The 13,225-nt window shown below is 47.8% G+C and carries 11 protein-coding genes and 2 tRNA genes; 2 read left to right on the forward strand and 11 right to left on the reverse strand.

Annotated features, from left to right (window positions below):
• Window positions 1–96: 96 nt before the first annotated feature.
• Both Q0852_RS13745 and Q0852_RS13750 read left to right on the forward strand, forming a co-directional pair.
• Window positions 97–1,104: a peptidase U32 family protein gene (locus tag Q0852_RS13745; protein ID WP_299018835.1), complete on the forward strand. Its 1,008-nt coding sequence runs from the start codon at window positions 97–99 to the stop codon at window positions 1,102–1,104.
• An 11-nt stretch (window positions 1,105–1,115) separates the two neighbouring features.
• Window positions 1,116–1,994, forward strand: a complete 879-nt coding sequence (locus tag Q0852_RS13750) for a U32 family peptidase (protein ID WP_299018837.1) — start codon at window positions 1,116–1,118, stop codon at window positions 1,992–1,994.
• A gap of 119 nt (window positions 1,995–2,113) precedes the next feature.
• Here Q0852_RS13750 and nlpI read toward each other — a convergent pair whose 3' ends face one another.
• From nlpI to secG, 11 genes are all read right to left on the reverse strand, one after another.
• Complete coding sequence (gene nlpI / locus Q0852_RS13755; protein WP_299018839.1) at window positions 2,114–3,013, reverse strand: lipoprotein NlpI; 900 nt, start codon at window positions 3,011–3,013, stop codon at window positions 2,114–2,116.
• A gap of 226 nt (window positions 3,014–3,239) precedes the next feature.
• Window positions 3,240–5,369, reverse strand: coding sequence for a polyribonucleotide nucleotidyltransferase (gene pnp, locus Q0852_RS13760; protein ID WP_299019030.1), 2,130 nt, complete (start codon window positions 5,367–5,369; stop codon window positions 3,240–3,242).
• A 333-nt stretch (window positions 5,370–5,702) separates the two neighbouring features.
• A complete protein-coding gene (gene rpsO, locus Q0852_RS13765; RefSeq protein ID WP_005369538.1) occupies window positions 5,703–5,972 on the reverse strand; it encodes a 30S ribosomal protein S15 in 270 nt (89 codons plus the stop codon).
• Between the two features lie 265 nt (window positions 5,973–6,237).
• Window positions 6,238–7,182 carry a tRNA pseudouridine(55) synthase TruB gene (truB, locus tag Q0852_RS13770; RefSeq protein ID WP_299018853.1) on the reverse strand — a complete coding sequence of 315 codons (945 nt, stop codon included), beginning with the start codon at window positions 7,180–7,182 and terminating at the stop codon, window positions 6,238–6,240.
• A gap of 3 nt (window positions 7,183–7,185) precedes the next feature.
• The gene (gene rbfA, locus Q0852_RS13775) at window positions 7,186–7,581 is read right to left on the reverse strand and encodes a 30S ribosome-binding factor RbfA (protein WP_299018855.1); all 396 of its coding nucleotides are present in this window, start codon (window positions 7,579–7,581) and stop codon (window positions 7,186–7,188) included.
• 96 nt (window positions 7,582–7,677) lie between these two features.
• Window positions 7,678–10,428: a translation initiation factor IF-2 gene (infB, locus tag Q0852_RS13780; RefSeq protein WP_299018857.1), complete on the reverse strand. Its 2,751-nt coding sequence runs from the start codon at window positions 10,426–10,428 to the stop codon at window positions 7,678–7,680.
• Window positions 10,429–10,456: 28 nt separating this feature from the next.
• Window positions 10,457–11,944 (reverse strand): transcription termination factor NusA, encoded by a 1,488-nt coding sequence (gene nusA / locus Q0852_RS13785; protein WP_299018859.1) that lies wholly within the window; start codon window positions 11,942–11,944, stop codon window positions 10,457–10,459.
• 22 nt (window positions 11,945–11,966) lie between these two features.
• Window positions 11,967–12,422, reverse strand: coding sequence for a ribosome maturation factor RimP (rimP, locus tag Q0852_RS13790; protein WP_299018860.1), 456 nt, complete (start codon window positions 12,420–12,422; stop codon window positions 11,967–11,969).
• 181 nt (window positions 12,423–12,603) lie between these two features.
• A tRNA-Met gene (locus tag Q0852_RS13795) sits at window positions 12,604–12,680 on the reverse strand.
• A 57-nt stretch (window positions 12,681–12,737) separates the two neighbouring features.
• Window positions 12,738–12,822: transfer RNA gene (locus tag Q0852_RS13800), tRNA-Leu, on the reverse strand.
• Window positions 12,823–12,833: 11 nt separating this feature from the next.
• Window positions 12,834–13,166 carry a preprotein translocase subunit SecG gene (gene secG / locus Q0852_RS13805; RefSeq protein ID WP_299018861.1) on the reverse strand — a complete coding sequence of 111 codons (333 nt, stop codon included), beginning with the start codon at window positions 13,164–13,166 and terminating at the stop codon, window positions 12,834–12,836.
• Window positions 13,167–13,225: the final 59 nt, after the last annotated feature.

Raw genomic sequence — 13,225 nt, forward strand, 5'->3', positions numbered from 1 at the left:
TAAATCAATAAAACCTGCCTGATATCAAGACAAGGGGGCACCAACCCCCCTACTATTCCTCCATAACTTCATTCCACCACTGGTAGATATAATAATATGGAGCTACTTTGCCCCGCCGGTAACCTTCCGGCGCTGAAAACTGCCATTGATAACGGTGCGGACGCGGTATACATCGGTTTTAAAGATGACACCAATGCCCGCCATTTTGCAGGTTTAAACTTTACTGGTCGCAAGCTAGAGAAAGCCGTCCAATACGTGAAAGATCATGACAGGAAGTTACACGTTGCCCTTAATACCTTCGCCCACCCAGACGGCTTTGAACGCTGGGCACGTGCGGTCGACAATGCAGCTGCAATGGGCGTTGATGCCCTGATCGTAGCTGATATTGCCGTCTTGGAATATGCGGCAACCAAATACCCGGATCTAGAACTCCACCTATCTGTACAAGCATCTGCAACCAATACGGCTGCTATTGATTTCTACAAACAGAACTTCAATGTCAAACGTGTGGTACTGCCTCGCGTGCTGTCAATCCACCAGGTTAAGCAGCTTGCCCGCAATACAGATATGGATCTGGAAGTTTTTGCATTCGGCAGCTTATGCATCATGTCTGAAGGCCGCTGCTACCTGTCTTCCTACATGACGGGTGAGTCACCGAACACCGTCGGTGCTTGCTCACCAGCCAAGTATGTCCGCTGGCAGGAAACCCCGCAGGGACTAGAGTCACGCCTGAATAATATCTTGATTGACCGCTATGCAGATGGCGAAAACGCAGGTTACCCGACCTTGTGTAAAGGCCGCTTTGAAGTCGACCTTGATGGCAATAGCAAGCGTTACCACGCCCTGGAAGAGCCAACCAGCCTCAACACCCTGGAAATCCTGCCAGAGCTGTTCAAGGCAAATATCGCTTCTGTGAAAATCGAAGGTCGCCAGCGCAGTCCTGCCTATGTTGAACAGGTTACCCGTACCTGGCGCGCAGCGATCGATCGCTACTTAGCAAACCCTGAAGGCTACCATGTCGATCCGGCGTGGAACTCTTGTCTGGGTAATGTTTCAGAAGGTAAGCAAACCACCCTGGGTGCTTACCACCGCAAGTGGCAATAAAGGAGAACATAATGAAATACTCACTTGGTCCACTCCTTTATTTCTGGCCCCAAAACGATGTAGAAACCTTCTACCAACAGGCCAAAAATGCCAATACCGATATCATCTACCTTGGTGAGAGCGTGTGCTCGAAGCGCCGCGAAGTGAAGCCGGCGCAGTGGTTTGATATCGCCAAAGACATCGCATCAACTGGCAAGCAGGTTGTACTGTCGACAATGGCTCTGCTCGAAGCACCGAGTGAAGTCAATGTAATGAAGAAGTACATCGACAACGGTGATTTCATCATCGAAGCCAACGATGTCTCAGCGATACAAATGGCTCACGAAAAAGGTATTCCGTTTGTTGTCGGCCCAGCAGTCAACTGCTATAACGCCCAGACGCTGAACCTGTTCCTGAAAAAAGGCATGGTGCGCTGGTGTATGCCAGTCGAGCTATCACGCGAATGGCTACAAAATGTCGTGAAAGAATGCGAACAACTTGGCATCCGCGACAAATTCGAAACCGAAGTTTTCAGCTACGGCTACCTGCCGCTGGCCTACTCGGCCCGCTGCTTCACAGCCCGTGCCGAAGATCGCGCCAAGGATGACTGCGAAACCTGTTGTATCAAATACCCGAACGGGATCACGGTCAACAGTCAGGAATCGCAGAAAGTCTTTACCCTAAACGGTATTCAGACCCAATCAGGTTACTGCTACAACCTGATCAATGATCTTAAAGGAATGGAAGGGCTGGTTGATGTAATTCGCCTGAGTCCGCTTGGTGTTGAAACTCTAAGCCTGGTCGATGATTTCCGTGCCAACGAACAAGGTACGATACGTCACCAACTGGAAGGCGGTCACCAATGCAATGGTTACTGGCACAGCCTGGCTGGCCTGGATATTGCCCAATAAATTGCAAACAAAGCATTACAAAAGTGCTGCGTAGCTATCTTGCATTATCGCCATAAAATAAAGCCGCGGAATCCGCGGCTTTTTTATTTTGTCTATCTGTGCCTGTATCAACAACAGTATCAGCTTTCGCCTACTTCTTCAGCTGACTGCTCTAGCTTGGCCGCAGCCATCAGGCGACTAAGCTCTAACAATGAAAAACGATGCTCAACAAACTCGTACACATTGCCTGCCAATGCCAGCTTATACAGCATCAAGGCTGACGAGTAATCCTTGTTATAGTGGTAAATTTTAGCAAGATAAAAATACGCCTCGGTCAAGTGCTCTGCCAAGATGTCATTATCTTCACTTTCACTGGCAATCTGAGCCAGTAACTCACTTTCCGTCAGCTCTCCAAGGTAAAGCCGAGCGATCTGCCAGCCCCACTCTTGCTTATCAGCAACATCATAACGTTGTTGCAACTTCTCCTGCGCCGTTTCAGGCGAACGTTCCAAATCAACCAGGTACAGCCAAATCACCCGGTAGGGATCATTAACATTCTGCTGATAGTGGGCAATGAGATCTTCATGAGCTAAATCGTATCGACCACCGTAATACAGAGCAATCCCGCGGTTTCGCTGGGCAAACGGGTGACGCAGGTTCAGCTCAAGGGTGGAGTCAAACGCTTCATAGGCCGCATCAAAGTGGGCACTCTGAGTGAAGTAGACACCGAGAATATTAAATACATCCGGCTGATCCGGTTTTAGTGACAGCGACTGGTTGAAATCAAGTCGGGCGAGATCCCGCAGGCCAATACTGTCATGAAGTAAACCACGTTCATAATAAACTTGGGCCAGGGTATCAGTATCCAGATCGCTGCGCTTTAGTAACTGATCAATGCGTGCCAGCTGAATCTGTTGCTGGATAGTCGGCTGGAAAGGTACCGCCATCGGGGGATGGGTCCATTTAGACTGAGGAGCCATACTACAACCAGCCAACATCGTCACCGCGATACATGCGATTTTTAACCTGTTTGCAATCAATGCAATTCTCCCTGAGGTATTACCAAACTGACGAGTTCTTCTTACTAGCTTATACCATTAGCGCAAGAAGGCGCATTTCGTTAAATGCTAATACCAAACTGAACAATTATCCTGACATTTTCTCTCTCATTGAGAAGGTTGTACATGATTCAGTCAGGTGTAAGTAACTCATAGGTCTAAAAAAGGGGCTTCTCAGCCCCTTTATATCATGCTTTTTTAAAAAGACTTAAGCTTCTGGCTTCTCTTCACCAGCAGGAGCTGGGTTCAGCTCGGCCTGTGCTTCTTTCATGCTTAGACGGATACGGCCCTGACGGTCAATCTCAAGGACTTTAACCTTAACTTCCTGACCCATTTCCAGGTGATCTGCAACTTTCTCGATACGCTCTTGAGAGATCTGAGAAATGTGTACCAGACCTTCTTTCGCGCCAATCACAGAAACAAATGCACCGAAGTCAACAATACGCATTACCTTACCGGTGTAGATGCGGCCAACTTCAACGTCTGCAGTAATTTCTTCGATACGGCGAATTGCTTCTTTCGCTGCTGTACCTTCTGTCGCTGCAATCTTCACAGTACCGTCATCTTCGATTTCGATCGTAGTGCCAGTCTCTTCCGTTAGAGCACGGATAACTGCACCACCCTTACCGATCACGTCTTTGATCTTCTCTGGGTTGATCTTCATCGTATGAATACGTGGAGCGAACTCAGAAATATCTTCACGAGGTGCGTTGATTGCATCATCCATCACGCTAAGGATGTGCTTACGAGCACCTTTAGCCTGGTTCAGAGCAATCTGCATGATCTCTTTAGTGATACCTTCAATTTTGATATCCATCTGCAGTGCAGTGATACCATCATCAGTACCCGCAACTTTAAAGTCCATGTCACCTAGGTGGTCTTCATCACCCAGGATGTCAGAAAGAACAACAAAGTCATCGCCTTCTTTAACAAGACCCATTGCGATACCCGCAACAGATGCTTTGATTGGCACACCAGCATCCATAAGTGCTAGAGATGTACCACATACAGAAGCCATTGAAGATGAACCGTTAGATTCTGTGATTTCAGAAACAACACGTACTGTGTACGGGAATTCGTCAACAGAAGGCATTACTGCCGCAATACCACGCTTCGCCAGTTTACCGTGACCGATTTCACGACGCTTAGGTGAACCAACGAAACCAGTCTCACCTACACAGTATGGAGGGAAGTTGTAGTGTAGAAGGAAGTGATCTTTCTTCTCACCAGTTAGGCTGTCGATGATTTGCGCATCACGCTGTGTGCCAAGAGTAGCAGTTACTAGCGCCTGAGTTTCACCGCGAGTGAACAGAGAAGAACCATGAGTACGTGGAAGTACACCTGTACGTACGTCTAGCGCACGAACCATGTCTTTTTCACGGCCATCGATACGTGGGTTGCCAGCAATAATGCGGCTACGTACAACATTCTTCTCTAGAGAACCAAGCATGTCGCGGATTTCGCGCTCATCAAGCTCTTCGTTTTCAGCCAGCATAGCTTCAACGACATCATTCTTGATCGTGCCAACTTGGTCGTAGCGAGCCATTTTTTCAGTAATTTGATACGCTTCAGCTAGACGAGCTTCTGCTTTTTCAGCAACAAGAGCTTTCAGCTCTGTGTTTACTGCTGGCGCTTCCCAATCCCATGCTGGTGTTGCAACTTCAGCTGCGAACTCGTTGATCGCATTGATCACTGCTTGCTGCTGATCGTGACCGAATACAACAGCTTGTAGCATTTGCTCTTCAGATAGGCGGTCAGCTTCTGATTCAACCATCAGAACAGCACCTTCCGTACCTGCAACTACTAGGTCTAGACGGCTTTCTTCTAGCTCAGTGTTGCTTGGGTTTAGAACGAATTGATCATTGATGTAACCAACACGTGCTGCACCGATAGGGCCATTAAATGGAATACCAGAAATAGCCAGCGCCGCAGACGTACCAATCATGGTAACGATATCTGGGTTTACATCTGGGTTTACAGAAACGACAGTTGCAATAACTTGCACTTCGTTTTTGAAATCATCAGGGAATAGCGGGCGGATCGGACGGTCAATCAGACGAGCTGTCAGTGTTTCGCCTTCAGATGGACGACCTTCACGCTTGAAGAAACCACCTGGGATTTTACCTGCCGCGTAAGTACGCTCTTGGTAGTTAACAGTTAGAGGGAAGAAGTCCTGGCCTTCAACCGCTGTTTTTTTACCAACAACAGAAACGAACACTGAAGTGTCGTCCATGCTTACCATTACAGCAGCAGTCGCTTGACGTGCCATAACACCAGTCTCGATAGTAACCGTGTGGTTACCGTACTGGAAAGTCTTTACGATAGGATTCACGTGAATTTCCTTAATTTTTATTCCGCTTTCTATTTGCGTCGTTAAGTATATCTGACACAAGGAAAAGCGTCATGTGATGAAAGACACTTTACTGTGATTTCACGTATCGCGACTAATGAAAATTCTTGCAGAGAGAAAGAACTGTCATTAGCCGCGACCTGAAGGTCGACGAAAACGACTCGCGATCTCACGACGTAAATATGTCAGTGATTAATCAATCTACTCACTACAGTAACATTCAATGAGCAATGACGATGCAGGTATTAGATGAAGCTGTAAGTAAGGAGAATGAAAGAGCAAAAAGAAAGGAGCCAAAAGGCTCCTTTCTCAAAAGCAATCTTAGCGGCGTAGGCCTAGACGCTTGATTAGGTCTTGGTAGCGATCTAGGTTCTTACCTTTAAGGTAGTCTAGAAGCTTACGACGACGAGAAACCATACGTAGCAGACCGCGACGGCTGTGGTGGTCGTGTTTGTGGTTAGCAAAGTGACCTTGAAGGTGGTTGATTTGTGCTGTTAGCAGTGCAACCTGAACTTCAGGAGAACCAGTGTCGTTTTCACATTGTGCGTATTCAGCAACGATTGCTGCTTTAGTTTCTGCATTCAGAGACATAACTCTATCCTAATACAAGATGTTTCAAATTTGTGCCAGCCAATCTCTGATTCAGCCGACACCCGAGCCGCGGATTATACTGGTAGCCCACAACAACTACAAGAGAATATTCAATTTCGCGAAGGCTTATAAGACAAGAGAAAAAGCAGGCTGGCAGCAATAAAAAAACGGAATACCCACAACAAGTATTCCGCTCTTCTCGGGCTTAGTATAACCAAGCACCTTTATCTCTTTTCAAAACGAGGAACCTTCGGCCTCTCGCTCCTTAAGCTTGCTTATTCGCCATCACGCGTTTCGGTGCCAGCAAGCCATCATCATCGATAACGCCCACACCGATAAACTCACGTTGCTCACCAACAGTAATACGCACCTGCGTACCTGTTTCTGGCACTCGACCGGCTTGGACCGGGTTGCCATTTAGAATGTAAGTTGCAAGCATCGGCAGTATATTTACTTCCGGTAAATCCTGAACCGCAGTGTCTGTCGGCAGCAACAAAGGATCAAGCAACTCGCTAGGGACAATCCCCTGCTCATTGGCTTGGTCCAGCAAGGCCTGAAGCTGCTCCAATGTCACGATGCGTTCCATCGGGAAGTTAGAAACACCGGTACGACGCAGGTAAGTTACGTGCGCACCACAACCCAGCATTTCACCCAGGTCGTCAACGATAGTGCGGATGTAAGTACCCTTCGATACATGCAGCTCCATCTCGACTTCGTTGTTGTCAAAACGGATAAGCTCCACTGAATACACGGTGATCTTACGAGATTCGCGAGGCACCTCAATCCCTTCACGGGCGTATTCATATAGCTTACGTCCCTGGTATTTCAGTGCCGAGTACATCGACGGAATTTGGTCTGTTGTCCCGCGGAACTTAGCAATGCAACGCTCCAGCTGACCACGATCCACTTTCACTTCACGTGTTTGAACAACTTCTCCATCGGAATCCGAGGTATCGGTACGTTCACCCAGCTTAGCAATAACACGATAGCGCTTGTCCGAATCGAGCAAAAACTGGGAAAACTTCGTCGCTTCACCAAAGCAAATCGGCAGCATACCGGTTGCCAATGGATCAAGTGCACCCGTATGGCCTGCTTTCTGAGCAAAGAAGATACGCTTTACTTTCTGCAGCGTATCGTTCGAGCTAAGTCCGGTTGGTTTGTCGAGGAGGATTACCCCATCGACTGGACGACCCTTACGACGACGTGCCATGGTTTATTCCTCACCTTCTTCTGGTTCGTCACCACGACGCACTTCATCATTACGTACCGCCTGGCTTACCAGGTTAGAAATACGCATACCTTCAGTCAGCGACTGGTCGAAGATGAAGTTTAGCTCAGGCGTCACACGCAGACGGATCTGCTTACCCAGCAATGAGCGGATATAAGGAGCCAGCTCGCGCAATGCTTCCAGGCTGTCTTCCGGCGATTGTTCGCCCACCGTTAGGAAAGTCACATACACTTTTGCGTAGCCCATATCACGAGATACATCGACGCTAGAAATGGTTGCCATTGCAATACGCGGATCTTTAATCTCACGCTGTAGGATCACCGCCAGCTCTTTTTGCAACTGCTGTGCAACACGCTGGGTACGGCTAAATTCTTTTGCCATATTCGTTTTCTCTCTAAGAATTCATCTCTTGAAAGAATGGGGAGCCAAGGCTCCCCATAAAATCAGTCGTTATAAAACAGCTACTTACCCTGATGGTTAGTCAAGAGTACGCTTAACTTCAACGATTTCGTAAACTTCGATCTGGTCACCAACGCGAACATCATTGTAGTTCTTAACGCCGATACCACATTCGTAGCCGTTCTTAACTTCTTGAACGTCGTCTTTGAAGCGACGTAGTGACTCAAGCTCACCTTCGTAAATTACAACGTTCTCACGTAGTACACGGATAGGGTTGTTACGCTTGATGATACCTTCAGTAACCATACAACCGGCGATAGCACCAATCTTAGGTGATTTGAAGACATCACGCACTTCAGCAAGGCCAATGATTTCCTGCTTGAATTCAGGAGCAAGCATGCCGCCCATCGCTGCTTTAACTTCGTCAATCAGCTGGTAGATGATTGAGTAGTAGCGCAGATCAAGGTTCTCAGTGTCAACAGTACGACGCGCAGATGCATCAGCACGAACGTTGAAACCAAGAATGATTGCGTTAGACGCAGCAGCCAGTACCGCATCAGTTTCAGTGATACCACCAACGCCAGAACCAACGATGTTCACCTTAACTTCGTCAGTTGAAAGCTTGCGTAGAGAATCTGCGATTGCTTCTACAGAACCCTGTACGTCCGCTTTAAGAACTACGTTCAGCTCAGCAACTTCACCGGCAGCCATGTTTGCGAACATGTTCTCCAGTTTAGCTTTCTGCTGGCGAGCCAGTTTAATATCACGGAATTTACCCTGACGGTAAAGCGCAACTTCACGAGCTTTACGCTCATCACGTACAACTGTTGCTTCGTCACCTGAAGACGGCACACCAGAAAGACCTAGGATCTCAACCGGGATTGATGGACCCGCAGTTTCGATTTCTTTGCCTAGCTCATCACGCATCGCACGTACACGGCCATGTTCAAGACCACAAAGTACGATATCGCCCTTGCGAAGAGTACCTTCCTGAACAAGAACAGTTGCTACAGGACCACGGCCTTTATCCAGGCGAGATTCTACAACCACACCTTTCGCCATGCCTTCTTCTACAGCTGTCAGCTCAAGAACTTCAGACTGAAGAAGGATCGCTTCAAGAAGACCGTCAATGTTAGTACCTTGCTTCGCAGAGATATGAACGAAAATGTTCTCACCGCCCCACTCTTCAGGGATAACATCGTACTGCGCCAGTTCGTTCTTCACGTTATCTGGGTTAGCATCTTCTTTATCGATCTTGTTCACTGCAACAATCAGAGGTACGCCTGCCGCTTTCGCGTGCTGGATAGCCTCAATCGTTTGTGGCATTACACCATCGTCCGCAGCAACAACCAGTACAACGATATCCGTCGCCTGAGCACCACGAGCACGCATAGCTGTAAATGCTGCGTGTCCCGGAGTATCAAGGAAGGTGATCATGCCGTTTTCAGTTTCAACGTGGTATGCACCGATGTGCTGGGTAATACCGCCGGCCTCGCCTGAAGCTACGTGAGCTTTACGGATGTAATCAAGTGTCGATGTTTTACCATGGTCAACGTGACCCATGATAGTAACAACCGGTGCACGAGGCACTGAAGCAAGGTTTTCGTCACGATCAGAAAGAACCGCTTCTTCCAGCTCGTTTTCTTTACGCAGGATAACTTTGTGACCCATTTCTTGAGCCACTAGCGCAGCTGTTTCCTGGTCGATAACCTGGTTGATAGTCGCCATTGCGCCCATCTTCATCATAACCTTGATAACTTCAACGCCCTTCACAGACATCTTGTTAGCAAGCTCAGAAACAACGATGGTTTCGCCAATTACAACATCTTGCTTAGCAACGGTTGCTGTTTTGTCAAAACCGTGCTGCATTGAAGTCGGCTTGTGCATCTGCGGCTTACCGCGACCACGTTGATGACGGCCACCACGAGCATTGCGATCATCTGACTTAGCGCCAGCTTTTTTCTTCTTACGGCGACGACCGCCTTCTTCTTTACGATCCTGTTCGTCTTCAGCTGCGCGAGCGTAGCTAGACGTTGTAGTATGGTAATCTGATTTTTCCATATTAGTCGTACCCTGATCAGCCTTTGACCAGTTTTTTTCATTCATTTCTGCCATTTTGCGTGCCTCTTCTAGCTGGCGCTGACTTTCTTCTTCGGCTTTACGCTTGGCTTCCTCTTCCCGGCGACGTTGTAGCGCCTCAGCTTCTTTTTTAGCCTGTTCATCAGCGGCGGCTCGCTTAGCTTTTTCTTCAGCTAAACGCTTATCTTCAGCTTCACGTTGCGGCTTTTCCTCAGCGTCACGTTTGGCCTCTAGTTCTGCATTCTGTTTAGCTTTCTCGTCAGCTAAACGCTTTTCTTCAGCGGCACGTTTGGCTGCTTCTTCAGCCTCACGCTTCGCCTGCTCTTCCGCTTCTCGCTTGGCAGCTTCTTCGGCTGCACGCTTAACGGCTTCTTCAGCTTCACGTTTGGCAGCGTCTTCTGCCTGACGTTTTGCTTCTTCAGCGGCGCGCTGTTCTTCTTCAAGCGCAGAACGTTTTACATAGGTGCGCTTTTTGCGCACCTCAACCTGAACACTTTTACTCTTACCACCAGAGCCCGATACACTCAAAGTGCTACGGGTCTTGCGTTGAAGAGTAAGGCGTGTAGGAGCCCCGCCAGCGCTATCGCCACCATGTTCTTTCTTCAGGTGAGCTAACAGCGTCTGTTTTTCCTGTTGGCTTACGCTTTCTTCAGCTTTCTTGCTGATACCAGCATCGGCAAACTGTTTAAGCAAACGATCAATCGGAGTACCAATTTCCTCGGCTAATGCTTTAACTGTAACCTCTGACATGCTGCTCCTCCCTTGCTATCATTTGTAATTACGCTTCGTCGCCGAACCAGCAGATGTTGCGCGCTGCCATGATTAGCTCACCCGCTTTTGCATCGTCCATGCCTTCAATGTCAGTCAGGTCATCAGTGCCCTGATCAGCCAAATCTTCAAGCGTACTCACACCTTTAGCTGCCAGTTTGAACGCCATTTCGCGTTCTAGACCGTCAAGACCAAGCAGGTCTTCTGCAGGTTCAACACCTTCAAAAGATTCTTCCTGGGCAAGAGCTAGCGTTGTTAGCGCTTCTTTAGCACGGTTACGTAGTTCGTTGACAGTGTCTTCATCCAGACCTTCAACGCCCATTAGCTCGTTTACTGGAACATAAGCGATTTCTTCTAGTGATGTGAAGCCTTCTTCAACCAGTACAGCTGCGAAATCTTCATCAATATCTAGATGCTTGGTAAACGCTTCAATTGATTCCTGCGCTTCTTCCTGATGTTTCTTCTGAAGATCTTCTACAGTCATCACATTCAGTTCCCAGCCAGTTAGCTGAGATGCCAGGCGTACGTTCTGACCACTGCGGCCGATTGCCTGAGCAAGGTTATCCTTCTCAACAGCAATGTCCATGGTGTGGTTATCTTCATCAACGATGATAGAACTAACTTCGGCCGGAGCCATCGCATTAATAACAAACTGTGCTGGGTTCTCGTCCCAAAGCACGATATCAATACGTTCGCCACCAAGCTCACCAGATACAGCCTGCACACGCGCGCCACGCATACCAACACACGCACCAACAGGGTCGATACGCTTGTCGTTTGTCTTCACAGCAATCTTCGCACGAGAACCAGGATCGCGAGCCGCGCCCATCAGTTCAATCATCTCTTCGCCAATTTCTGGCACTTCGATGCGGAATAGCTCAGATAGCATCTCAGACTTAGAACGTGTCATGAACAACTGGAAACCACGCGCTTCCGGACGTACCGCATATAGCAGGCCACGTACACGGTCACCCGGACGGAAGTTTTCACGAGGTAGCTGATCATCACGCTGAATAACAGCTTCAGCGTTATTACCAAGGTCAATGATAACAGCATCGCGATTAACTTTTTTAACAACACCAGTAATTAACTCACCTTCGTTGTCAATAAATTGTTCCACGATCTGAGCACGCTCAGCTTCACGTACTTTCTGTACGATAACCTGCTTAGCAGTCTGAGTCGTAATACGGTCAAATGTTACTGACTCGATTTCTTCTTCCACGAAGTCTTCAAGCTGAATAGTTTCATCATCGTACTGAGCAGCTTCGATTGTGATTTCCAGCGTTGGCTGAGTCACTTCTTCTACGGCCTTCCAGCGACGGAATGTATCAAAATGACCGGTCTTACGGTCGATCGCTACACGTACGTCGATTTCTGCTTCGTATTTTTTCTTAGTCGCTGTTGCCAGTGCGATCTCTAGTGCTTCGAAGATACGCTCACGAGGAACAGCTTTTTCGTTGGATACCGCTTCAACGACAGCCAAGATTTCTTTGTTCATTTCTAATGCCCCAATTTAGCGGTTAGAACTTTGGAACCAGGTTGGCCTTGGAGATATTGCTTAGTGCAAATGTTTCTTCATTGCCATCAACTTTCACTGTGACTAGCTCACCGTCAACGGAAACAATGTCACCTTTCCACTTACGGCGATTTTCCATCGCCATTTTCAATACCAGGCTGACCTCGTGGCCAATAAATTGCTGATAATGTGCTGCTTTAAATAGCGGCCTTTCCAGACCAGGGGATGACACCTCCAGGTTGTAAGCCACAGTAATTGGATCTTCAACATCCATTACCGCACTAATTTGGCGGCTAACCTCTGCACAGTCGTCAACGAAAATGCCGTTTTCATGATCGATAAAAACACGCAAAGTTGAGTGCTCGCCTGCACGGATAAATTCCAAACCGACTAATTCATAGCCCAAAGCCGTTACCGGCGCTTCAAGCAGTTCAGTCAATTGCATCTCTAAAGCTGTCAAAACAACCCCCTGGAAACAAAAAAAGGGCACTAAAGCCCAGTAAATACCTGAATGGTCATTTTTCAGATAATAAAAAACCCCGAATTACGGGGTTTTTTATTACTGGACCCTGATTATCACAGCGCATAGCTATGATAGAAAAAACGTACTTCTTTAAAAGAATAGCCGTTTTTTCAAAAGTTGGTTGCGGGGGCCGGATTTGAACCAACGACCTTCGGGTTATGAGCCCGACGAGCTACCAAGCTGCTCCACCCCGCGTCCGTAATCTGACGACGATTATATCGTTCAGATGTTACTCTTTCAAGTAACGAATCATGGTGCCGAGAAGGGGACTTGAACCCCTACACCTTGCGGCACTAGCACCTCATGCTAGCGTGTCTACCAATTTCACCATCTCGGCTAAATCTTTAATTACTGAGGAATATCGCTGTTTGCAGGAACATTCTCAGTTTTTTCTACAACTTGCTCTGCTGCAGGGGCTGTTAGGTCTTCCCAGCCGCTTGTTTCTTTCGCTTGCTTAGCACTAATATTGCCAAGAACAAGACTGATAACGAAGAAAACAGTTGCACAAATTGCGGTCATTCGGGTTAAAAAGTTTCCAGAGCCGCTCGCGCCAAACAGCGTACCTGATGCGCCAGCCCCGAATGAAGCTCCCATATCTGCGCCTTTACCTTGTTGAACCAAAACTAGGCCAATTACACCAAGCGCAGCCAACAGATAAATCACAAGTAGAATTTCGTACATGGGTTCCACCTATGGTTAAATTGTTGTGCCGGCTTTGCTTAAGCAGTGCCAGCGCACTC

Source organism: uncultured Photobacterium sp. (assembly GCF_947502415.1).
Taxonomy (GTDB): domain Bacteria; phylum Pseudomonadota; class Gammaproteobacteria; order Enterobacterales; family Vibrionaceae; genus Photobacterium.